A 23051-nucleotide genomic window follows, 5' to 3' on the forward strand; every position below is an offset into this window, starting at 1 on the left:
CTACCGATCGGGTGCGGGCATCCCGACGGCCCCGCGACGTACGCGAATTGCCCGTTTCGAACCCCTGCCGGTACGGGCGGCGTGACCGTTATGGTGCGGCGCGTGACCCTCCAGCAGCTGCGCTACCTCGTCGCCGTCGCGAACTTCGGCACCATGACCGCGGCCGCGGAAGCCCTCTACGTCGCCCAGTCCGCGCTGTCCCGAGCCCTGAAGGCGCTCGAACACGAGCTGGGCGCCGAGCTGTTCGTGCGCGAGGGGCGGACGGTGGGACTGACCGCCGAGGGCTCCAGGGTGGTCCGGCTCGCCCGCACGGTGCTCGACACGGTCACCGCGATCGAGGACATCGGCCGACCGGTCGGCACGGTGTCCGAGCCGACCCTGACCGTGGCCACCACGTCCACCCTCGCGATCGGCCATGTCGCCCGCCTGGTCGCGGCGTTCGCCGCCGAGCATCCCGAGGCACCGATCGAGGTGACCCGGCACGACGGGCGCGAGGCGGTGCTCGCGGCGGTCCGCGCGGGTACCGCAGCGATCGGGGTGGCCGACACCCCCGGACCCGGCGACCTGCGCAGCCACCGGCTCGCCGAGACCGAGGTGGTGCTGGTGTCGCCGCCGGACACCCGGCTGCCCGAACCGGTGCCGTGGAGCGCGCTGCACGGCCTGCCGATGGTGCTGCCCGGGCGCGGCAGCGAGCGGCGCTCGCAGTTCGAGGCGATGTTCGCCGAGATGGGCGTGCGTCCGCTCGCCCGCAGCGAGCACAACGACCGGGTCAACTGGGTCGCGGGAGTCCTCAACGGCGAGGGCTCGCTGCTCTGGTACCGCGACGTGGCCGAGGACGTCTTCGGCGACTCGGCCTCGATCCGCTCGCTCGACCCGCCGCTGTGGCGCGGCATCATGCTGGTCTGCCGCGAGGACTGTCGGGAGCGCTCGGCCCGGCTGTTCGTCGACCTGGCCCGCCGCGGCGGGGTCGGCGAACCGCACGCGGACTGAGTCGCCCCCGGGCCCGCCCTACAGCACGGGCGCCGCCGCGGGCTCGCCCAGGTCGGGGGTGTCCGTGAAGGTCACATGCCCCCCACCGGGACCGTGCAACTCCAGCACGGTCACCGTGTTCTCCCCCTCCCGCAACACCGGCGCCGGCACATAGAGCGTGCGCTGCGGCCCCGCCGACCAGTAGCGGCCGAGCAGGAAGCCGTTGATCCACACCAGGCCCTTGGTCCAGCCGTCCAGCCGGACGAACGTGTCGCCGACGGTCGCGACCTCGAACGTGCCGGTGCGCACCACCGGCACACCCGCCGGAATCGGCCCCGAGGTGTCCGGCAGTACCGGCCCCTCGGGCGTGTCCAGCGGCAGCGGATACATCTGCCAGCCGAACAGGCGCTGCCGCTCCCACCGCACGCCCTCGGTGATGCCCTTGCGGTCGTGCAGGCCCGGCCCGTAGTTGACCCGGCCGCAGTTCTCCACCAGCAGGTCGAGTCGCGCGCCGCCGGCGGGCACGGACAACTCGCACGAGGCGGTGCCGCCCTCGCTGCGATCGAGCACCGCGACCGGCACCCCGTCGAGGAACACCTGGGCCCGGTCGGCCAGTCCGTCCACGCACAGCGGCGCACTCTCGCGCGGGCCGCTGACCCAGGTGCGGTACAGGGTGAAGCCGTACGCCTGGTCCAACTCCTCCATGGTCATCGTGTGCGGCGAGTACACCGGAGCGGACAGGTCCTCGACGTGCGCGAGCAGCGGCGCGGCCGAGGGCAGGGCGACCTCGCCGAGCTTCACGCGTGGCGGCAGCGCCGGCGGCGGCTCGTCGGGCAGTGGTGCGTAGCGGCCGATCACCTCGCGGAACGCCCAATACTTCTCGGTGAGTTCGCCCGCCTCGCCGATCGGCGCGTCGTAGTCGTAGCTGGTGATCGTCGGCTGATAGGCGCCGTCGACCTCGTTGGCGCCGTTCATCAGCCCGAAGTTGGTGCCGCCGTGCGCCATGTACAGGTTCACCGACCCGCCGGCCGCGAGCATGTCGTCGAGCACACCCGCCGCGTCCGCCGCGTCCCGCACGTGGTGCGGATCGCGCCAGTGGTCGAACCAGCCGTTCCAGAACTCCATGCACACCGGCGGCCCGTCCGGCGACCAGCGGCGCAGCGTCGCGAACGCCTCCTCGGCGCGCGAGCCGAAGTTCGCCGTCGGCAACACCCCGGCCACCGTGCCGCCCTGGAGCATCGGCTCGGTCGGCCCGTCGGAGGTGAACAGCAGTCCGCTCGCGCCGCGCCGGCGCATCCCGTCGACCAGGTGCCGCAGATAGGCCACGTCGTTGCCGTAGCTGCCGTACTCGTTCTCCACCTGCAGGGCGATCACCGGCCCGCCGTGCTCCGCGAGCAGCGGTTCGACCAGCGGCATCACCGCGTCCAGCCAGCGGTCCACCGCGGCCAGGTACGGCGGGTGGGAGCAGCGCAGCCGCATCCCCGGGTCCTTGAGCAGCCAGGCGGGCAGGCCGCCGAACTCCCACTCGGCGCAGATGTACGGGCCGGGACGCACGATCGCCTTCAGACCCTGGCGCTCGGCCGCGCGCAGGAACGCGACCAGGTCCTTGCCGCCGGTGAAGTCGAAGTTCCCCGGGGTCGGCTCGTGCAGGTTCCAGGCGACGTAGGTCTCGACCGTGTTCAGGCCCAGCCCGCGCAGCCGGGCCAGTCGGTCGTCCCACTGCGCGGGGTGGACGCGGAAGTAGTGCAGGGCACCGGCGAGCATGCGAAACGGCCTGCCGTCGAGGGTGAAGCCGTCTCGACTCGGGACGAGGCTGGGGGTGGTCAAGACGCTCCTCGGTGCAGATCCGGTGCGGTGGGTCCGGATCATCGTGCACGAGGCACGCAGCCCGGACATGCACTCTTCTCGACGGTGTCGTGGACTTTTCCGGACCCGTCGACCCGTGCCTTCAGCGCTCCGACCTGGGTGGATACTCTCTGGTTCACCCACCTTGCCATTCGGTGACCGCACACTTGGACTTTTCTTGCGGATCACCTCGACAAAAGCACGATCCGCGCGGCAACCCGTTGACGCCTTCTCGGGCAGGGCACATGATCGGCGGCCAGACAGCCTCCACCGGCTCTCCCCACCACTCCACCGCCCATCCGCTGCATCCCTGCCTCCGACTCACGTGCCGGGCTTTGTCGAGCCCGCCCATTCCCCGAAGGGACGGCCACCCCATGTGGGCCAGCACCCGCCCGCGCAGAGGCCGCCAGACGGCCCGCCGCGCAGCCGTCGCGGTCACCCTCGCGGCGCTCACCGCGCTCACCGCCTGCGGTTCGGACTCCGGCGACAACAAGGACGGCGCCGACAAGGCGGCGCAGGGCGACAAGGCGTCCGGCGGCACCGCACAGCTCGACTTCTGGGGCTGGAACCCGGCCTATGAGAAGGCCGTGAGCGCGTTCAACGCCTCCCACCCCGACATCCGGGTCGCCTACAACAAGGTCGAGCCCGGCTCCAAGGGCGGCTACGCCAAGATGCTCGCCGCGGTGAAGGCGAACAACGCGCCGTGCCTGGCCCAGATGGGCTACGAGACGCTGCCCAGCTTCCTGGTCGAGGGCGCGCTCCAGGACGTGGACAAGGAGGCCGCGGCGATCAAGGCCAAGTACTCCGCGGGCGCCTGGTCGCAGATGAGCGTCGCGGGCAAGACCTACGGCATCCCGGTGGACACCGGCCCGGTCGCGATGTTCTACCGCACCGACGTGTTCGCCAAGCACAACCTGACCCCGCCCAAGACCTGGGACGAGTTCGCCCGGCAGGCCGACACGGTGCACACGGCCGACCCGTCGGTGGCCTACTCGGCGTTCGGCGGCAACGACCCGTGGTGGTACGCGGGCATGGCCTGGCAGAACGGCGGCAGCTGGTTCAAGCCCGAGGGCGAGACCTGGAAGGTCTCGATGACCGAACCGGGCACGCGGAAGGTCACCCAATACTGGCAGCAACTGCTCGACAAGAAGGCCGTCTCCTCGGACCCGACCTTCACCCCCGACTGGTACAAGCGCTTCGGCGACGGCAGCGTCGCCAGCTATGTCGGCCCGGTCTGGTTCACCGCGCTCCTGGAGGAGAACGCCAAGGACGCGGCGGGCAAGTGGGCCGTCGCGCCGATGCCCCAGTGGGACGCCGGCGGCAAGGCCACCGGCAACATCGGCGGCTCCGGCACCGCCGTGCTCAAGGGCTGCAAGAACACCAAGGCCGCGGTCGCCTTCGCCGACTGGATGAGCAGCGACCCCGCGAGCCTGACCACGCTGGTCGAGGACGCGGGCATCTACCCGGCCGCGACCGCCGGGGCGAGCCTGGACGCGATGCAGCAGCCCTCCGCCTACTTCGGCAACGCGAAGATCTACGACATCTTCAAGGACTCCGCCGCGCAGGCCCCGACCGGCTGGCAGTGGGGTCCCACGATGACCCAGGTCTCCGCCGACCTGACCGACCGGGTTGGCAAGGCGGGCGCCGGCAACGGCAGGCTCGCCGACGCGCTGACCGGCGTGCAGGGCACCACGATCAAGGCCATCCAGGACAAGGGCCTGAAGGCCGCCGCGGGCTGACCCGGCGACACCACCCCGACGCCGGGGCCGTCCGCACCGTGCCCCGCCGCCGCGCGTCACCTCGCGCGGCGGCGGGCCGCCGTCGGCCCCGCCCACCCGCATCCACATCCACCCGTCCCATCCACCGGGAGCCCGCCCTTGAGCGCACCGATCCCGCGGCGCAAGCGCCGGCGGTCCGCGCCCCTGATGTTCCTCGCCCCGTTCGGCGTGCTGTTCGCCGCGATGTACGCCGTCCCCGTCGGCTACGCGATCGTGGAGAGCCTGCACAAGATGCAGCGCTCCGGCCTGGGCCTGACCCCGCCCAAGCGGGTGTACGCGGGGTTCGAGAACTACACCAAGGCGCTGCACGACGACGCGCTGTGGCACGGCGTGGGCCGGGTGCTGCTGTTCGGCGCGATCCAGGTGCCGGTGATGCTCGGCCTCGCCCTGGTGCTCGCGCTGCTCCTCGACGCCAAGTCGGCGCGGCTGAAGGGCTTCTTCCGCACCGCCTACTTCCTGCCCTACGCCATCCCCGGCGTGGTCGCCACCATCCTGTGGGCGTTCCTGTACATGCCGCGCTCCAGCCCCGTGGTGAGCATGCTGGACGCGGTCGGCCTGCCGTCCGACTTCCTCGGCGAGGACGCGGTCCTGTGGTCGATCGCCAACGTGGTCACCTGGACCTGGACCGGCTACAACATGCTGGTCATCTACTCCGCGCTCCAGGCCATCCCGCAGGAGCTGTACGAGGCCGCCGAACTGGACGGGTGCGGCCCGTGGCGCACCGCGTGGCGGATCAAGGTGCCGCTGGTGGCCCCGGCGATCGCGCTGACCACCGTGTTCTCCGTGATCGGCACGCTCCAGCTCTACACCGAACCGCGCGTGTTGCGCCCGCTGACCTCGTCGCTGGACGCCGACTACACGCCGATCATGTCCGCCTACCACAAGGCCGTCGAGAACAACGACTACGGGCAGGGCGCCGCGGTCTCGGTGCTGCTCGCGCTGGGCACGTGCGTGTTGTCCTTCGCCGTGCTCAAGATCTCCGCCCGGCTCACGAACGGCAGGTCCTCGCTGTGACGACACTGACCGACAAGGCCGCGAGCCCGGTCCGCGCACACGTCGCGCCCCCCGCGCCGAAGCCGGCCGAGGGCCGTACCGCGCCGATGCGTTCGCAGGTGCTGACCACCTCGTTCCTGTTCCTGGTGGCGACCTACTTCCTGATGCCGGTGTGGTGGCTGCTGGTCTCCTCGACCAAGTCCTCCAGCGACCTGTTCCGCGGCAACGGCTTCTGGTTCGCCGACTGGAACCTGGGCGCCAATCTGCGGCAACTGTTCAGCGAGGACGGCGGCATCTTCCTGCGCTGGGTGTTCAACTCGGTGCTGTACGCGGTCGGCGGTGGCGTGGTGGCCACCTTCCTGGCCGCGATGGCCGGCTACGCGCTGGCCAAGTACCGCTTCCGCGGCCGAGGCACGATCTTCTCGGTGATCCTGGGCGCGGTGCTGATCCCCACCCCGATGCTGGCGCTGCCGATCTACCTGATGCTGTCCAAGGTGCATCTGGTCGACACCGTTTGGGCGGTGCTGCTGCCCGCCGCGGTCAGCCCGTTCGGCGTCTTCCTGGCCAAGACCTACGCCGAGGCGTCGGTGCCGGACGAACTGATCGAGGCCGCCCGGCTCGACGGCGCGAGCGAGTTCCGGATCTTCTACACGATCGGGCTGCGGATCATGTCGCCCGCGCTCGTGACCATCTTCCTGTTCCAACTGGTCGCCGTCTGGAACAACTTCTTCCTGCCGCTGATCACGCTCAACAACCAGCACCTGTGGCCGGTCACCCTCGGCCTGAACGCGTGGAACAGCGACCTCACCCAGCCGCACGCCAACCTCGTCGTGGTCGGCGCGCTGGTGTCGGTGATCCCGCTGGTCGCCGCGTTCTGGTCGCTCCAGCGGTTCTGGCGCACCGACCTGGTCGCGGGCGGGGTCAAGGCGTGAGGAACCGCTTCGCGACGGGGTCCGGCCGCCGTACGATCGGCGCACCATGATCTTCGCGCGCTACCTCACGCCCGCCCGGGAGCACCAGCGGCTCGGCCTGGTGTGCCTGGGCGTCGGTTGGCAGCAGGTCACCGGGATGCAGTTCGAGGGCCGGGTACTGGGCTGCTACCAACTCACCCTGATCACCGGGGGATCGGGCTGGTTCCGCTCGGGCAACCGGCACGCGCCGCGGATCCCCGTCCAGGCGCCCGCGGCGTTCCTCCTCTTCCCCGGCGAGTACCACGCCTACAGCCCGGACCCGACGGGCTGGCGCGAGCACTGGGTGCTGTTCGAGGGGCCGACCGCGGCGGCGTACGAGGACCTGGGATTCCTGGACCGGGCCGAGCCGGTGATGTCGCTCGGCGGGGTACGACCGCTGCGCCAGGGCTTCGACCGGCTGCTGACCGCGGTGGAGCCGGGCGCGCCGAACCGCGAGGTGGTCACCTCGGCGATCGTGCACCAGTTGATCATCGACCTGAAGACGATCCGGGTCGACGAGGACGGCTCGCGGGTGGTCCGCTACTTCGACGAGCACGCCACCGAGCCGCTGACCGTCGGCGAGCACGCCCGGCGGCTGGGCCTGGACGAGGCGGGCCTGCGCAGCGAGATGCAGCGGGCGACCGGCACCACGCCGAAGGAGTACATCGTGCGCACCCGGCTGTCCCGGGCCAAACGCCTGCTGCTCGCCACCGACCAGTCCATCCACGAGGTCGCCCGCAACGTCGGCTACGACGACCCGGCCTACTTCGCCCGGCTGTTCTCCCGACGCGTGCAGCAGTCCCCGTCCGAGTTCCGGCGCACCGGGCAGACGCCGGGTCAGCCCTGAGCCGCACCGGCCCGCGGCGACTCACCGCGCGGTCTCGACCTCCCGGCGCGTCCCGGCCGCGGCGACCGCCTCCAGGACCGCCAGCACCACGACGACCACCACCACGATCAACAGCACCGACCACACCGTCGGGTCGTTCCACACGCACAGCCAGATCCCGCCCAGCAGGCCGGTCACCGCGTACACCGGACCCCGGTGCGCGGCCACGAGGGCGCCCACCGACCCGGTACCGAAGCCGTGCCGGGCCAGCGCCGCGCCCGCCCGGTCCGGTCCGACCGCGAGGGCCCGCCGGGTCGCGGTCGCCGGCCGGGCCGGTCCGGCCAGGAAGGCCGCGATCGCGAGCGCCACGGCGGCCACGCCCAGGGTGCGGGTGGTCCGGCGCAGGAAGCCCACCAGCGCGTCGTAGACCGCCGCCGCCGCGTCCCGGGAGACCTCCGGCGGCAGGTCGTCCAGGTAGGTCCGGCGGGCCACCGCGAGCACGATGCCCAGCGCGAGCAGGGTCAGCGCGGTACCCACGCCCGCCCACAGGAGCACGGGCCTGCGGCGCGGCGCGAGGCACACGCCCAGGACGAACATCACCACGACCACGATCGGCAGCCAGACACCCGCGGTGTCCAGGGAGCGGAACGCGTCCTGCCCGGTGCGCAACCCCTCGCGGTGCACCAGCACATAGCGACGGTCGGTGTCGGGGATGTTCGAGGCGAACGCGAACCCCCGACCCACCAGGCTCTGCCGCACCCGATCGATCATCGGCCCCAGATCGAGCACCACCTCGCCGTTGTCGGCGCTCACCGTGCCGCTGTCCTTGCCCTCGAGTACGTCCAGCGCGGACGCGTGCGCGATCCGGAGCGCGTCCCGCCAGATCACGGCGAACGCGTCGCTCGCCACGAACGCCTGCGCGGCCTGGTCGGCCACGGCGGTCAGCAGGCTCTGCAACGAGCCGGAGACCGGCCCGGAGCCGTTGTTCGGCCCCAGGCCGAGCGCCTCGCGCAGCGAGTCGGTCAGCCCGCCCACGTCCACCGCCTGCACGGCCGCCGCGGCCAGCCGGGCGGAGACCGCGTCCTGTACCGCGGCGTTCCCGGACAGCGGGGCCAGCGCGGCGACGAAGCGGTCGGTGTCGGCCACCTCGTTCCGCGCCCACGCGGCGGTGACCGCCACCGGGGTGAGCAGACAGGCGAGGACCACCAGGAGGCAGGCCAGGGTGAAGCGCACCGGATGCCCCGTCCGGACCTGCTCGGATGCCTCGGACATCGCCGGTGTCCTCTCCTCGTTCACGGCCGCGTTCGTCCCGTGCGGGTTCCATGAAATGCGGAGATCTACTCGGACTGGACAAAAGGTGCAAAACGTGTCTTGGCATGTCAAAGTGCGAGAAGGGCGACTCATCAGGTCGCGGTCTCCGCGGCGACAGGAGTCGGGCGGCGAACGGAAACCAAGGCACATCCGCCCGGCCGTCCGGCCGGGGTTGGGAGTAGGCCATGAACAGCACAATGCGCAGGACGAGTGCTTGGACGGGCTGGGTGGCATTCGCCGCCTGCACGTTGCTCGTTCTGGGTGTCCTCAACCTCTTCCAGGGGTTCACGGCCCTGTTCTCGGACGGGTACTTCGTCACCCGCTCCGGTGATCTGCTGGTCTGGAACTACAACACCTGGGGCGTCATCCTGCTGATCTTCGGCGGGCTGCAAATCCTCATCGGCGGTGGGCTGCTCACCGGCGCGACCTGGGCCAGAGTGGCCGGTGCGGTGCTGGTGATGCTGAACATCATCGGTGAGATCGGCTTCCTGGCCGCGCACCCGGTGTGGTCCACGATCGTGATCGCGCTGGACCTGGTGGTCCTGTTCGCGCTGACGGTGCGCTGGAACGCGTCGCAGGGCTACCCGGACCGTGACGAGAGCACGGCCGAGTGGCGGGCCCGGGACGAGGAGGCGTATCGAAGCGGCACCGGCGCGCACCGGCGCACCGACAGTGGCGAGACCATGCCGTAACGGCACGTCACCACCCTCTCGTCACCCGTTCGCCACGCGCGACGATCCCTGCGGGGTCGTCGCGCGTGGCGCTCGCGCGTTCGGGGTGGGGGCGGTTCAGGGGCGGTCTACGAACGCAGCCACATCGCTTCCCCACCCCGGCCGAGGGTGTCGAGGAAGCGGGCCAGTTGGCCCGCCGCCGCCGGGTGGCCCTCGGCCAGGGCGCGGCGGTACATCTCCTCCGCCTCGCGGACTCGGCCCCGGCGCTCGAACAGGCCGGCGTAGCCGATGGAGGCGTCGCGGTGCCCCTCGGTGAGCGCGCGCCGGTACAGCTTGTCGGCCTCCTTCGTCCGGCCCTTCGCGGCCAGCAGGCCGGCGAGGTTGACCGTCGCGTCGGGGTGACCCTGGGCGTAGGTGTACCGGAACCACTGCTCGGCCTCGTCCAGCCGACCGGTGTTGGCGAGGAGCAGGCCGAGATTGTGTCCCGCGTCGTCGTGGCCCCGCGCGGCGCCGTGCCGGAACAGGTGTTCGGCCTCCGGGGCGCGGCCGAGACGGAGCAACAGCCCGCCGAGGTTGTTCGCGGCGTCCGGATGCCCCTGGACGAGGGCGCGGCGGTACAGCTCCTCGGCCTCGGCGTGCCGGTCGTGCGCGGCGAGCAGGTCGGCGAGGTCGTTGGCGGCGTCCGGGTGGTTGCGGGCCAGGGCCTCCCGGTACAGCGCCTCGGCCTCGGCCGCCCGGCCGGTGTCGGCCAGGTGGTAGGCGAGCTGCACGGCGGCGTCCGGGTCGCCGGCCGCGACCGCCCGCCGCAACCCGGCCTCGTCGTCGTCGGCGGGGGCGGAAGGGGCCGGGACGGCGAACCCCGAGCCGGCGGGCGAACCCGGCGGGAAGCTCGGCGGCGCCGGGGGGAGCGGCGGCGGGGTGGGCCGGCGCGACGGGTCGGCGGCGCGAGCGGAACCCGCCTCTGCCGAAGCGGGCGGCGCCTCGGCCGTGGTGGACGCCACAACGGCCGGATCCGGCAGGCCGTCGGCCGCGGTCGGCGCCGCCGGTGCCGCCGTCGGGGCCGGCGCCACGTCGGCCGGATCCGGCAGGGGGTCGGCCGCGGTCGGCGCTGCCTCGGTCGGAGCGGCCGGTGCCTCGGTGGCGGTGGGCGCTGCCTCGGTCGGTGTGGCGGGTGTCTTGGTCAGCGTCAGTGGGGTCGCGGCCGGCGCCGCCGGTGCCTCCGTCGGGGTGGGCGGCACTTCGGTGGAGGCCGGCGCCACGTCGGCCCGGGCGGCCGGTGCCTCGGTTGCGGTCGGCGGTGCCTCGGTTGGCGTGGCGGGTGTCCTGGTCGGGGCGGGCGGCACCTCGGCGGAGGCCGGCGGGGTGGGCGGCGCCTCGGCGGAGGTGGGGGGTACGTCCGTCGAGGCGGGCGCCCGCTCGGCTCGCGGCGGCGCCGGGTCGGTCAGGCGGCGGGCCACCTCGGCCGCGCTCGGCGGGCGCTGCGCCGGGTCCTTGGCGAGCAGGTCCAGGACCAGGCGGCTCACGTGCGGCGGGACGTCGGGGCGGCGCCGATCCGGGGCCTCCGGAACCCGTTCGAGCTGGGCGTACACCGTGGCCGCGATGTCCCCGGTGCCGAACGGCGGCGTCCCGGTGAGCAGTTCGTGCAGCACGCAGCCCAGTGCGTACAGGTCCGCGGCCGGTTCGGCCGGGCGACCGCGCAGCCGCTCGGGCGCGGTGTAGGCGAGTGTGCCGATCAGGGCGGTGCCGGTCGCGGCGACCGCCCCGAGCCGGTCGGCCAGGCCCAGGTCGAGGACGCGGATCCCGCCGTCGGCGGTCAGGAACAGGTCGGCCGGCTTGAGGTCGCCGTGCACCAGGCCGGCCCGGTGCGCGTGGTCGAGCGCGGCGCAGATCCGCGCCGTCCAGTCCAACACCTCGGACACGGCGGGCAGTTCGGGCAGCCCCTCGCGCAGCACCGTACGCAGGTCGCGGCCGGTGAGCAGTTCGGTGACCAGGAACGGCGTGCCGTCGCCGGTCAGGCCGACGTCGGACACCGCGACCAGGTCGGGATGATCGAGCGGCGCGGCGGCCCGCGTGCGCTCCACGAACCGGGTCGCGACCGCCTCGTCGGGCGGGCCGTGCAGCAGCTTGACCGCGACCTCGCGGTCCTCGACCGAGTCCCGCGCGGCCCACACCCGCCCGAGCCCACCGCGACCACGCTGTTCCACCAATTCGTACCGGTCCGCCACCCGAGCCATCGCAGTCACGCCATCTCCCTCGTCCCGGCACCGTCGAGGGCGATCCTGCCGCACCCGGCGGGGGGTGTGTCGAGTCGCCGTCATCCGCTCGAACCCCGTGCGTCGGCCGCCTCGATCCCGGGGTCGGGACACGGGGGCCCCGGCCGGTGATGCAGCATGGTGGTTCCCGCCGCGTCCCCGCGCCGGCCCAAGGAGAAACGCACCGTGACCCGGAACCTCGCGAGCCGGCTGCGCGGCCTCGCCCGATATCCGCGGCGCAGCCCCGCGACATTCGTCGTGCTGATCCTGCTCGCGATCAACGGGATCGTGGTCGGCGGGCTGATGTCCGAACCGGCCGCGGACCGGCTCCTGGAGGACATCAGCACCAATCTCGACAACCTGGACCACCATCCGTTTCGCGCGATGGCGGGCAGCCTGCTGGTGGCGGACGTGCACGGCACCGTGTTCGGCAACGTGACCACGATCGGGTTCGGCATCGGGGTGTGCATGGCGGTGCTGGAGCGCCGGATCGGCACCGTGCGCGCGGTCGGCGTCACGCTCCTGGGACACGTGGGCGCGACGCTGCTCACCGCGGTCGTGCTGATCGCGGCGATCCACGCGGGCACGTATCCCGAGGAGACCCGGTACACGCTCGACTACGGGGTGAGCTACGCCTCGATGGCGGCCATAGCGGCGGTCACCCCGCTGCTGCCCGGGCCGCTGCGGCCGCTGTGGGCGCTCGGCTGTCTGCTGTACCCGTTCTCGTCCGTGCAGTGGTACGGCGATCTGCCGGACTTCACCACGATCGGGCACGTCTCGGCCGCGTTGATCGGCCTCGGCGCCGGATTCCTGTTCACGGGCCGATGGCGGCCGGGCTCGGGCCGGCCGTTGTCGAGGACCACACTCGCGCCGACGGCCCCGGACCCGCTCCCGGAGATCGCCGGGAACGGGCGGGCCGAGCCGTAGGACGAGGTGCCCGTCCGGGAGGGATTCGGTCAGCGCTCGATCGGCGGCACGCGCCACTCGATCTGGACGCGGTCCTCCAGCGGCAACTCCTCCGGGCCGAGCGCGACATGGTCGATGACGTAGCGGAAGAGCAGGACGACGGCGTCGGATTCCATCTCCGGCAGGGTCTGCCGGGTGGCCCCGAGGACGTCGAGCAGGAGTACCGGGTCGGACTCCAACTCCTCGATCTCCTCGGCCAGTTCGGCGTCGATCTCGTCCGCCGCGACGAGCGCCGCGATGGAGTGGGCGAGGAAGGCCGGCTCGGATTCGAGGCGCAGCAGCACCTGCTCGGTGACGAACGCGTCGAGCAGGTCGGCGTCGATGTCGATGCCGCCGCCGGCGCAGCCACAACCGTCGCCGCAGCCGCCGGGCGCGCTGATGTCCTCGAGGGTGAGGGGGGTACCGGTGGGGGAGAGGGGGATCGGCTGGACCGAGTCGTCGGACGCGGGGATGCCGGAGGAGGAGGACACGCGAACTCCTTCGGAGGCTGGGGGACTGGCGGGGGAGCGTCCATGGTCGCACCCGACGCCGACCCGGTGGGCCGGTGTGCGCGGCGGAGGGGCCGGGGCCGGCGGTCGCCGGCCGGGCGGTCCGGACAAGATCGAGACGATCCCCCCGGCCCGGTGGTCCGGCGTGCTAACGTTAATTGCTGCTGTGGTTCCCATGGAATTTTCTGTGCGCCTGCTGGTTGTAGCCAACAGGTGCACTTTTGTTTTTCCGGTGTCCAACTCCGGGCGGGGTAATCAGCAACGATTCGGGTCTCGCAGGGTGCGGGATCCCGGTACTGCCCCGAAGGGGAAGATACGTGGCTACTGGCACCGTGAAGTGGTTCAACGGCGAAAAGGGCTTCGGCTTCATCGAGCAGGACGGTGGCGGCCCCGACGTCTTCGCCCACTACTCGAACATCAACGCTCAGGGCTTCCGTGAGCTCCAGGAAGGCCAGAAGGTCTCCTTCGACGTCACGCAGGGCCAGAAGGGCCCGCAGGCGGAGAACATCAACATCGTCTGATTTCGCTCATGGGCGTGGCTTCGGTCACGCAGCGAGGGCCCGCGCCGCACGGTGCGGGCCCTTCCCGTGGCCGTCGGCCGTCCCGGTCGGCGACTCCCGAAGCCGGGGGAGCCACGGCGCACCACCCGGGCGGATGCCCGACATCCGCCGTTCAGGACCCTGCCCGACGCGACCTCGTCGCGCGGCCTCGCACGGTCCGGCACATCGGCCGCCGCTCTTCGGCAGGCGCCCGACCGTTGCGCAACATCTCGACGCGAGTGACCCGAGTCACCACGTCTGTTCTTCAGTTCAGGTACTCCGGCTCGTTCTTGCGACTCCTTGCACGGCTCCCGTCGTGCGGAGACGTCCTCGATACGCGCCGCATCGAGGAAGGTTCTCCATGAATCGCACCCCCCGTTCCGGTTCCAACGATCGTTACGGCCGCAGCGGCGGCGGCTCCGGCTCCGGCCGGGGCGGCTACGGCGGCGGTGGCGGTCGAGGCCGCGGCGGCGCCCCGTCGGGCAACCGGCGCAAGCCGATGACCGCGGCGCCCGTGGCCGAGTTCGCGCTGCCGGTCAGCACCACCCCGTCGCTGCCGGCGGTCGCCGCGTTCGCCGAGCTGGACATGCCCAAGCAGTTGCTCGCCGCGCTCACCCGCAACGGCGTCACCGAGCCGTTCCCGATCCAGGCGGCCACCCTGCCCAACGCGCTGGTCGGCCGGGACGTGCTCGGCCGCGGCCGGACCGGCTCGGGCAAGACGCTCGCGTTCGGTCTCGCGATGCTGGCCCGGATCGCCGGTCGCCGTGCCGAGAGCAAGGCGCCGCTCGCGCTGGTCCTGGTGCCCACCCGCGAGCTGGCCCAGCAGGTCACCGACGCGCTGATGCCGTACGCCACCTCGGTGCAGCTGCGGATGACCACGGTCGTCGGCGGCATGTCGCTGGGTCGCCAGGCCAGTTCGCTCCGCAACGGCGCCGAGGTCGTGGTGGCCACCCCGGGTCGGCTCAAGGACCTGATCGACCGCGGCGACGCGCGGCTGGACGCGGTCGGCATCACGGTGCTCGACGAGGCCGACCAGATGGCCGACATGGGCTTCATGCCGCAGGTCACCGCGCTGCTCGACCAGGTACAGCCGGACGGGCAGCGGATGTTGTTCTCGGCCACCCTCGACCGCAACGTCGACCGGCTGGTCAAGCGCTTCCTCTCCGACCCGGTCGTGCACTCGGTCGACCCGTCGCAGGGCGCGGTCACCACGATGGAGCACCACGTGCTGCACGTGAGCGAGGCCGACAAGCACACCGCCGCGACGCACATCGCCGCCCGCGAGGGCCGGGTGATCATGTTCATGGACACCAAGCACGCGGTGGACCGGCTCACCCGGCAGATGTTGCAGAGCGGCGTGCGCGCAGCGGCGCTGCACGGCGGCAAGTCGCAGCCGCAGCGCACCCGCACCCTGGAGCAGTTCAAGAGCGGGCACGTCACCGCGCTGATCGCGACCAACGTCGCGGCGCGCGGGATCCACGTGGACGGTCTGGACCTGGTGGTCAACATCGACCCGCCGACCGACCACAAGGACTACCTGCACCGGGGCGGCCGTACCGCGCGCGCCGGCGAGTCGGGCAGCGTCGTGACGCTGGTCACTCCGAACCAGCGCCGCGAGATGGCCCGTCTGATGATGATCGCCGGCATCGAGGCCGAGACCATCCAGGTGCGCTCGGGCGACGAGGAACTGACCCGCGTCACCGGCGCGCAGGTGCCCTCCGGCGTTCCGGTCGTGATCTCCTCGCCGGCCTCCGAGTCGCCGCGCCGCGGTGGTGCCGGCGGCGGTCGTGGTCGCGGTCGTCGGCCCGGCCAGGGCGGCGGCAGCGGTACCGGTCGGCGTCCGTCGGCCGCCGCGTCCGGCGCGACCTCGGGCCGCTCCGGCGGCTCCACCGGCGCCCCGGCCCAGCGCCGGCGCACCGCCGTCGCCTAGGACCTGTCCGGCGGGTGTACCAACTCCGAAGCCGCGTCCGGGATTTGTCCCGGGCGCGGCTTCGTGCCGTGCCGTGCCGGGCGGTTGCGTCCGGATCATGTCGAAACCGTCACACCGCGTGGGGGAACGGGGAATTGATCCGCATTGTTAGTGTTGAACGATCCCCCGGTCGTCCACCCTTCGTGAGGTCGCACGTGCGTAAGCCCCTGATATCCGGCTCCCGCAAGGGAATTCGTGTGGTCGCGCTGCCGCTAGTCGCGGCCGCGGTGGTGCTCACGGGGTGCGGCTCCGGAGGGGCCGACAAGGCGGCGAAGTCGGACGCGGCACAGGCGAAGCCGGGTGACGCGGACAATGAGGCGAAGGACACACCGGCGCGGGTGACGGTGGATCCGGTCGACGGCACGCAGGGCGTGGCACCGGGCAAGCCGGTCACCGTGACGGCCGACTCCGGGACGCTGACCTCGGTGCGGGTCGTGGACGCGCAGAACCGGGCGATCGAGGGCACGATCGGGGCCGACGGCCGCACCTGGACCTCGACCACGCGCACCGTGCCGGGCGCGGCCTACACGGTGACCGCGATCACGAAGGGCAAGAAGGGCGCCGAGAACTCGGCCACCACGAAGTTCGGCACGCTCAAGGCCGACACGGTGAACAAGGTCACCCTGCGGCCGGCCAACGGCGGCACCTTCGGTGTCGGACAGCCGGTGTCGGTGATGTTCGACTACGCGGTCAAGGACAAGGCCGAGGTCGAGCGCAACCTCAAGGTGACCACGACGCCGAACGTCGAGGGTTCGTGGGGCTGGACCAAGGACATCTCCGGCAAGGACCGGGTCGACTGGCGGCCGCGCGAGTTCTGGCCCGGCGGTACCAAGGTCACCCTGAACGCGAACCTGGGCGGCGTGGCCAGCGGCCCCGGCACCTACTTCGCGCGCGACTACGAGAGCACCTTCACCGTCGGCACGAACCGGGTCGTCGAGGTGGACGTCCCGAAGAAGCGGCTGACCATCATGGAGGACGGCGTCGCGGTCAAGACGATCAAGGTGTCGGCCGGCTCCTCCGAGTTCCCCACGCGCGGCGGCACGCACGTGATCCTGAACAAGAACGCCAAGGAGACGCTCGACTCCACCACGGTCGGTCTGGGTGACAGCTACAACCTCCCGGACGTGCCGTGGGTGGTGCACTTCACCTCCTCCGGCACCTTCTTCCACTCGGCCGCGTGGAACACCGCCAACATCGGCGTCGCCAACACCAGCCACGGCTGCGTCGGGATGACCGTCCCGGACGCCGAGTGGTTCTTCAACCGGGTCGAGGTCGGCGACCCGGTCGTGGTCAAGGGCTCGACCAACACCGAGACCACCGAGCCCGGCAACGGCTTCGGCAACTGGCAGATGAGCTACGACCAGTGGAAGGCCAAGAGCGCGCTCGCGAGCTGACCCGCGCCCGCACCGCCCCGAGAACCGGCCCGGCCGGTCCCCGGGGCGTTCCCCTTCGGATCCGCGGGGCCGCGTCGCTACCTCGGCGGGGTGGGCGCGGTCAGGATCGCCTTGTCCATCAGGGCCGGTCCGACCTCGGCGGTCAGCGGGTAGGCGGGGTCGGCCGCGGTCATCTCGGTGGCGACCCAGCCGAGCACGTGACCGCGCCTGGTAAGCACCACCGAGCCCCGCCGGCCGTCGCCCGACCAGGACCACACCTCGGTGTCGGGCCCGCCGCCCGGCACCCGGCTCATGCAGGCCGCCGCGACGGCCTGCCACGAGGTGTAGATCCGCCGGGCTTCGGCGTCGATCGCCTGCGGCGTCAGGCCCGTGGCCCAGGTGCTGGTGACGAAGGTCTTCACCCGACTGCCGGCCGCCGTGACGCGCCGGTCCTGTACACCTCCCAGGGCCGCCTCCGGCGGGGTCGCCGCGCATGGTCCGAACAATCGCACCGGGAACGCGGTGTCCGGTCGGTTCACCATGTCACCCTCGACGGTCCACTCCACGCCCCGAACCGTGGGCAGGTAGGTCGGGTCCCCCAGGCCGATCCGTTCGGCGTCCGCGGGTGGCGGCGTGAGTGCGGCGCGGTCCCCGGGGCTGCTCGCGGCCGGTCCGCCGCGCACCGCGGCGCCGTCGTCCGGCCGGGTCGCCCAGAGCGCGCCCGCGACCACACACGCGGTCAGCGCGCCCGCCCCCGCGACGCGAAGTCGGGTGCGGCGGCGGGCTCCGCGCGTGCGGACCCGCTCCGGCGCGGCCAGGGTCGCCGCCGATTCGGCCCGGCCCGCCAACTCGCGCAGGCGATCGATCACAACGTCGTCGTGCCGCGGGTCGTTCATGTCCTCGCCGTCTCTTTCCTCGTCGAATCCACCCGAGCCGACTCGCCCAGGTGGTGTTGCAGGTCCTCGCGGGCACGGGTCAGCCGGGTACGCAACGCGCCCTCGCTGATCCCCAGTTCGGCCGCCGCCTCGGCGCCGGTGAGATCGCACAGGTGGAACAGGACGATCGCCTCGCGCCGACCGGCGGACAACTTGCGCAGCGCCGCGACCAGCGCCACGTGGTCCGGGGAGATCGCCGGCGTGGGGGCCGGCTCGCCGTGTCGGAAGTGCGCCCGCATCCGGTTGCGCGCCCGCCGCCAGTTCCCGACCGCGATCCGCCGCGCGACGACGCGGACCCAACCGGTGGGGTCGCCGGCGGCGGTGAGCGCGGCCCAGCGACCCCAGGCCCGGGAGTACGCCTCCTGCACCGCGTCCTCGGCGTCGGCGAGGTTGCCGGTCAGCGCGTAGATCACCCCGGTCATCCGCTGCGAGCCGGCCAGGTAGAAGGCGTCGAACTCGGCCCTGCGTGCGGCATCCGTCGCACCGCTGGTCGTCGTCATGTCGTGGGCCGCCTCCGTTCTCGTCGCGTCCGGTGTTCGCCGGTTCGACACATGCACGCCGGGGCGGAGGCGGGTGTTACAGGCGCGCCGGGAGTTGTTCGGTGCCGATTCGCCGCGGGCTCCGATAGTGCGCCGGACGGGGGTGTGGTGTGCGGGGGTCGGCGCAGGACGATCCGGTCACGATCGGGGGTACCGCCTGCTGCGGCACCTCGGCTCGGGCGGGATGGGCCGGGTGTACCTCGGGCGGACCGGGCGGGGAGCCTGGTCGCGGTGAAGGTGGTGCGTCCGGAACCGGCCGACGACCCGGCGTTCCGGGTGCGGTTCCGGCGCGAGGTCGAGGCGGGCCGACGGGTGGCCGGACCGTGGACCGCGGCCGTGCCGGACGCGGACACCGAGGCGCCTCGGCCGCGGCCGGCCACCCGGTTCATCGCCGGGCCCTCGCTGCGGGAGGCCGTGCGGCCGGCCGGGCCGCTGCCCGAGGAGGCGGTGCGGGCACCGGGCGCGGGGCCGGCCGCGGCGCTGGTGAGCGTGCACGACGCCGGGCTCGTGCACCGCGACCTCAAGCCCTCCGACGTACTGCTCACCCTCGACGGTCCCCGCGTGATCGACTTCGGCATCGCCCGGACCGCGGACGCCACCGCGCCGACCACGACGGGCGTATCCGTCGACTCGCCCGCGTTCATGTCGCCGGAGCAGGCCAACGGCCTCGACGTCGGGCCCGCCGGGGACGTGTTCTCGCTCGGCTCGGTGCCGGTGCACGCGGCGAACGGGATCGGACCGTTCGGCGAGGGCAACGACCGGGCGCACATGTACCGGGTCATCGGGCACGAGCCGAACCTGTCCCGGGTGCCGTACTCGATGCACCCGGTGATCGAGACGTGCCTGCGGAAGGATCCGGCCGCGCGGCCGACGGCGGGTCGGATCGTCACCGCGCTCGCGCCCGAGAGCGATCCGCGGCGGTTGTTCGTGCCGGGCCGGCTGCCGGGCCCGGTGGTGGAGTCGACCGCCCGGCGGGCCGTGGAACCGCCGGAGATCGAGACCGAACCGGTGGCGGACGACGCGGTGCCGACCCGGGTGGTCGGCGCCGAACCGACCCCGGTGGCCGGTACGGAGGAGGACCGGCTCGCGCCGGAGCCGACGGAGGTGGCCCTGAAGGAGTTCAACCGGAACCGGATCGTGCCGGGCGGCGGTATCCGTCCGGACGGTTCCGGCTTCTGCGTCCGCAACGACACACTGGTGTCGATCGTGGTCGACGGCACCCTCGAATTCGACGCGACCGACAACTTCGACCGCGGGTTCGTTCACGACGCCGCGCGGGGTGTGAGCGGGCCGGGTCGCCGACCGGTGTGGCGCCGCCTCGTTCGGTGCCCCGCCCCAGCAGAATGGATTCTGCGGGTGCCCGGGCAACGGGTATCTTCTACGAGTCTGTAGATTGAAGGCTCGAAATCTACGCGTATCTACGCGAGGCAGGGGGATCCCCATGGCGCTGTGGGACAAGTTCAAGCAGTCCGCCCAGACGATGCAGGGGCAGCTGGAAGCGAAGAAGAACGAGCTGAAGAGCGGCGGATTCCGGGACGCGAGCATGGCGATCTGTGCCCTGGTCGCCGCGGCCGACGGCTCCATCGACCCGGCCGAGCGGCAGCGGGTGAGTGCGCTGATCACGACCAACGACGTGCTGCGCAACTTCGCCGCGAGCGACCTGGAACAGCGCTTCGAGGCATATCTGGCCAAACTCACCGCCGACTTCGAGCTGGGCAAGGTGTCCGTGCTCCAGGACATCGCCAAGGTGAAGAAGAAGCCGACCGAGGCGCGCGCGGTGATCCAGATCGGCATCGTGATCGGCGGCGCCGACGGTCACTTCGACAAGACCGAGCAGGCGGTCGTGCGCGACGCGTGCTTCGCGCTCGACCTGGCCCCCGTCGAGTTCGGTCTCTGACCCGACGCTCCGGCCAACCCTTTCGAGGGATCGATTCCGCCCGACGGCCGATGTTCGTCGGGCGGAATCGTGCCGTTCGCCGGACGTTGGAGACATGACCGACGCCCGCATCCTCCCCGGGCCGCGGCGGGCTCGCTGGTGGGGTCCGCTCGCGGTCGCCGCCGTGTTGGTGCTGCTCACCGGCGGGTGGCCGCTGATCGACTCGTGGATCTCGGGGGACAGGCGGGTCCTGGCGGGCACGGTGTTCCGGGTCGGGCCGGACGACGACCACCGCGCGTGGTTCCGGGTCGGCGCCGGCTGGATCCTCGACCGGGGGGCCACCACACCCTCGCGGGTGTTCGTGCTGCGGCACGGCGACGTGGACCTGTCGGTCGCGTACATCTCGCTGCCCCGGGCCGAGGACGCCGACGCGTTGTGGACCGGGCTGCGCGACACGCTCCGGGTCGGCGACCGGAATGCCCGGCTCGGCGTCCCGGGACCGCTGGTCGCCCATGCCGGGGCACAGGGCATGGTCGGCACCCTGGTCCGCGACGGCGACACCGGGCGGGCGGTGATCTATCCCGGCCCCGAGGACGCGTTCGCCATCCGGCTGATCGCGCTCGCGCCGCAGGCGACCGCCGATCCGCAGTGGGCCCAGGTGGCGGACGTACTGCGCTCGTTGACGTTCACCGAGGAGGCCGCGTGAGGGGTGGCGTGGTCCGGTCGGCCGGCGAGCCCTCGGCTCCGGCCGCCGTGGGGGTGGCACTCCTGGGGTGCCTGTTCGGACTCGGCGTCATCGTGCACGAATACCGGGACACGGTACGGGTCTTCCCGGCCGCGACGGCCCTCGCTGGCTTTCTGCTCCTGCTCACCCTCGGTGTCGGCTACCTGCTGCCGCGCCGGATCCGACCGGTCGTCGCACCCCCGCACGACGGCTCGATCGCCTGCGTCGCGTGGGGGATGACCGCCGCGACCGGGTGCGCGATCCTGGCCAACACCGGTCTGAGCGGCATCTGGGCGAAGACCCGGGGCGTCGACTTCGCGGACACGTGGGGCGCGGCGATGACCGCGCCGCTCAACGAGGAGACGCTCAAGCTCTGCGGCCTGCTGATACTCGCGCTGATCGGGTCCGGGGTGATCCGCGCGCCGATCGACGGGTGGGTGTACGGGGCGCTGGTCGGCCTCGGCTTCCAGGTGGTGGAGAACCTCCTGTACGCGCTGAACTCCATCCTGCTCGACGGCGCGACCAACCCGGGCGCCTCGGTGGACGCGTCCTTCGCGGCGCGGGTGGGGATCACCGGGTGGGGTTCGCACTGGGCGATGAGCGCGGTCGCGGGTACCGGTGTCGGCTACCTGGTCGCGCGCGACGGTCGGCCGCTCGCCCGGCGGGTGTCGGTCGCGCTCGGCTGCTGGTTGCTGGCGATGGGGATGCACTGGTTCTTCAACGCGCCCCTGCCGCTCGGGTGGCGCGGGACGCTCGCCCGGGTCGGGGTCGACTTCGTGGTCGCGATGCTGGTGTACCGGTCGGCGCGGCGGCACTATCTGGCCAGGTTTCGCGAGGTGGCCGCGGAGGAGGCCGCGACCGGGGCGATCCGGCCCGTGGAGGCCGAGTTGTTGCCGCGTCGGCACAGCCGTCGGCAGGTGCGCGACGGTCCGCGGTCGCGGCCGGTCCGGGTGCTGATCGGGGAGATCGAGGAGGCCCAACTGGCGCTGGTGGCGGGGCGGATCCCGCGCGCGGACCCGAGCGAGCCGGCCCGCTCCGAGCGGCTGCGGGAGGAGATCGCCACGTTGCGGGCGCACCTGCGGGCGCGGCCGGTGCCGGGCCCGCCGACGGCGCCGGCGGGTGGGGCGCCGGCGCCGGGTGGGGCGTGAACGCGCGGAAGCCCGTCGGACGCGATCCGACGGGCTTCCGTGTCGCCTGCTCCAGGTAACCGGGGTTACCGAACCGAGAGGGGCCCATCCACTTCTCGTGGATCCTGATTGCGCGGTGCGCGGCCCTGTATCGACCGCTTCTCCGCGTCCATCCGTGCGGGCCCCTCTCGTTCCCTCAAGTAGACCTCTGCCGTGCCGAAGGTGCAAACGGCGCAGTTCGTGATGAACCGCTCGATGTCGCGGTCGGTCAGCCCGCGGCGATCTTGCGCTTGACCTCGTCCATGTCCAACCCCTGTGCCTGCTTGATCAGATCGACCAGCGCGGCCTCGGGCAGGGCGCCCGGCTGCGAGAAGACCACGACGCCGTCGCGGACGAGCATCACGGTCGGGATCGACTGGATCGAGAACGCCTGCGCGAGATCGGTCTCCGCCTCGGTGTCCACCTTCGCGAAGACGACGTCGGGCGTGGCCTCCGAGACCTTCTCGAACGTCGGCGCGAACGACCGGCAGGGTCCGCACCAGGCCGCCCAGAAGTCCAGCACGGTCAGGCCGTCGCCGGATACGACCTCTTCGAAGTTCTCCTTGGTCAGTGCGACCGTGGCCATGCGTCCTCCCAAACGTTCGTGCCCCGTGTTGTGTGTACGTGCCTGTCAACAGGCGCGGGGTCGCGGGCATTCCTGGGCTCGCCCCCGGGGACCCGCGGCACTGGCGGGCGCGCGGCATCCGTCGGGCGTGTTCCGCCGGTACCTACCCCGGGCGACCGGTCGCACACGCCCGGGACGGCGGGGCGCACGTCCGCCGGCCGGCGGACGGTACGACTCCGGGTCCTCGCACCGCATACGCCCCGTGACCCCAGCAGTCACACCGGCACCATAGGCTTGTTCGAACCGGCGCAGACCG

At 72.3% G+C, this 23051-nt stretch carries 21 protein-coding genes; 14 read left to right on the forward strand and 7 right to left on the reverse strand.

All coding sequences use genetic code 11. The annotated features are described in order from the left end of the window. Positions 1-102 precede the first annotated feature (102 nt). Positions 103-990, forward strand: coding sequence for a LysR family transcriptional regulator (locus tag EMA17_RS44515; protein ID WP_281290616.1), 888 nt, complete (start codon positions 103-105; stop codon positions 988-990). Between the two features lie 18 nt (positions 991-1008). Here the strand turns inward: EMA17_RS44515 and EMA17_RS44520 are convergent, their stop codons facing one another. Next, positions 1009-2796 carry a glycoside hydrolase family 35 protein gene (locus tag EMA17_RS44520; RefSeq protein ID WP_126642926.1) on the reverse strand — a complete coding sequence of 596 codons (1788 nt, stop codon included), beginning with the start codon at positions 2794-2796 and terminating at the stop codon, positions 1009-1011. Positions 2797-3188: 392 nt separating this feature from the next. Between EMA17_RS44520 and EMA17_RS44525 the strand changes: the two genes are divergently transcribed. The 4 genes from EMA17_RS44525 to EMA17_RS44540 all read left to right on the forward strand — a co-directional run bounded on the left by EMA17_RS44525 (position 3189) and on the right by EMA17_RS44540 (position 7382). Beyond that, the gene (locus tag EMA17_RS44525; protein WP_126642927.1) at positions 3189-4553 is read left to right on the forward strand and encodes an ABC transporter substrate-binding protein; all 1365 of its coding nucleotides are present in this window, start codon (positions 3189-3191) and stop codon (positions 4551-4553) included. 186 nt (positions 4554-4739) lie between these two features. Then, positions 4740-5606 (forward strand): carbohydrate ABC transporter permease, encoded by an 867-nt coding sequence (locus tag EMA17_RS44530; RefSeq protein ID WP_078975127.1) that lies wholly within the window; start codon positions 4740-4742, stop codon positions 5604-5606. Next, complete coding sequence (locus EMA17_RS44535) at positions 5603-6517, forward strand: carbohydrate ABC transporter permease (protein ID WP_246127294.1); 915 nt, start codon at positions 5603-5605, stop codon at positions 6515-6517. The genes EMA17_RS44530 and EMA17_RS44535 overlap by 4 nt, the downstream gene beginning before the upstream one ends. 46 nt (positions 6518-6563) lie before the next feature. Beyond that, positions 6564-7382, forward strand: a complete 819-nt coding sequence (locus EMA17_RS44540; RefSeq protein WP_126642928.1) for an AraC family transcriptional regulator — start codon at positions 6564-6566, stop codon at positions 7380-7382. Between the two features lie 21 nt (positions 7383-7403). Here the strand turns inward: EMA17_RS44540 and EMA17_RS44545 are convergent, their stop codons facing one another. After that, complete coding sequence (locus EMA17_RS44545; RefSeq protein WP_126642929.1) at positions 7404-8633, reverse strand: hypothetical protein; 1230 nt, start codon at positions 8631-8633, stop codon at positions 7404-7406. A gap of 224 nt (positions 8634-8857) precedes the next feature. Between EMA17_RS44545 and EMA17_RS44550 the strand changes: the two genes are divergently transcribed. Further along, positions 8858-9364, forward strand: coding sequence for a DUF7144 family membrane protein (locus EMA17_RS44550; RefSeq protein ID WP_126642930.1), 507 nt, complete (start codon positions 8858-8860; stop codon positions 9362-9364). A gap of 107 nt (positions 9365-9471) precedes the next feature. On the opposite strand, the gene EMA17_RS53175 is transcribed toward EMA17_RS44550, so the two are convergent. Next, entirely contained in the window at positions 9472-11577 is a 2106-nt protein-coding gene (locus EMA17_RS53175) for a serine/threonine-protein kinase (protein WP_246127301.1), read from the reverse strand. A gap of 204 nt (positions 11578-11781) precedes the next feature. Here EMA17_RS53175 and EMA17_RS53180 point away from each other — a divergent pair, with 204 nt between their 5' ends. Then, positions 11782-12522, forward strand: coding sequence for a rhomboid-like protein (locus EMA17_RS53180; protein WP_176605559.1), 741 nt, complete (start codon positions 11782-11784; stop codon positions 12520-12522). 29 nt (positions 12523-12551) lie between these two features. Here the strand turns inward: EMA17_RS53180 and EMA17_RS44570 are convergent, their stop codons facing one another. Further along, positions 12552-13031, reverse strand: a complete 480-nt coding sequence (locus tag EMA17_RS44570) for a hypothetical protein (protein ID WP_126642932.1) — start codon at positions 13029-13031, stop codon at positions 12552-12554. Positions 13032-13366: 335 nt separating this feature from the next. On the opposite strand from EMA17_RS44570, the gene EMA17_RS44575 reads away from it, so the two are divergent. From EMA17_RS44575 to EMA17_RS44585, 3 genes are all read left to right on the forward strand, one after another. Continuing rightward, entirely contained in the window at positions 13367-13570 is a 204-nt protein-coding gene (locus EMA17_RS44575; protein ID WP_020554660.1) for a cold-shock protein, read from the forward strand. A gap of 379 nt (positions 13571-13949) precedes the next feature. Continuing rightward, a complete protein-coding gene (locus EMA17_RS44580) occupies positions 13950-15518 on the forward strand; it encodes a DEAD/DEAH box helicase (RefSeq protein ID WP_126642933.1) in 1569 nt (522 codons plus the stop codon). A gap of 194 nt (positions 15519-15712) precedes the next feature. Next, positions 15713-16951 (forward strand): L,D-transpeptidase, encoded by a 1239-nt coding sequence (locus EMA17_RS44585; RefSeq protein ID WP_246127295.1) that lies wholly within the window; start codon positions 15713-15715, stop codon positions 16949-16951. Positions 16952-17028: 77 nt separating this feature from the next. Here EMA17_RS44585 and EMA17_RS44590 read toward each other — a convergent pair whose 3' ends face one another. Beyond that, positions 17029-17826, reverse strand: a complete 798-nt coding sequence (locus EMA17_RS44590) for a hypothetical protein (RefSeq protein WP_126642934.1) — start codon at positions 17824-17826, stop codon at positions 17029-17031. Beyond that, positions 17823-18365, reverse strand: a complete 543-nt coding sequence (locus EMA17_RS44595) for an RNA polymerase sigma factor (protein WP_126642935.1) — start codon at positions 18363-18365, stop codon at positions 17823-17825. Before EMA17_RS44595 ends, EMA17_RS44590 begins: the two co-directional genes overlap by 4 nt. Before the next feature lie 51 nt (positions 18366-18416). On the opposite strand from EMA17_RS44595, the gene EMA17_RS53630 reads away from it, so the two are divergent. From EMA17_RS53630 to EMA17_RS44615, 4 genes are all read left to right on the forward strand, one after another. Next, on the forward strand, positions 18417-19796 hold the full coding sequence (locus EMA17_RS53630) for a serine/threonine-protein kinase (protein WP_371863188.1): 1380 nt from the start codon (positions 18417-18419) through the stop codon (positions 19794-19796). A gap of 49 nt (positions 19797-19845) precedes the next feature. Continuing rightward, positions 19846-20301 carry a tellurite resistance TerB family protein gene (locus EMA17_RS44605; RefSeq protein WP_126642936.1) on the forward strand — a complete coding sequence of 152 codons (456 nt, stop codon included), beginning with the start codon at positions 19846-19848 and terminating at the stop codon, positions 20299-20301. 94 nt (positions 20302-20395) lie between these two features. After that, entirely contained in the window at positions 20396-20986 is a 591-nt protein-coding gene (locus tag EMA17_RS44610) for a hypothetical protein (protein ID WP_126642937.1), read from the forward strand. Continuing rightward, complete coding sequence (locus EMA17_RS44615; protein WP_126642938.1) at positions 20983-22152, forward strand: PrsW family intramembrane metalloprotease; 1170 nt, start codon at positions 20983-20985, stop codon at positions 22150-22152. The genes EMA17_RS44610 and EMA17_RS44615 overlap by 4 nt, the downstream gene beginning before the upstream one ends. Before the next feature lie 247 nt (positions 22153-22399). On the opposite strand, the gene trxA is transcribed toward EMA17_RS44615, so the two are convergent. Continuing rightward, positions 22400-22768 (reverse strand): thioredoxin, encoded by a 369-nt coding sequence (gene trxA, locus EMA17_RS44620; protein ID WP_268812471.1) that lies wholly within the window; start codon positions 22766-22768, stop codon positions 22400-22402. Positions 22769-23051: the final 283 nt, after the last annotated feature.

Source organism: Embleya hyalina, assembly GCF_003967355.1.
In the GTDB taxonomy this organism is placed as follows: Bacteria; Actinomycetota; Actinomycetes; order Streptomycetales; family Streptomycetaceae; genus Embleya; species Embleya hyalina.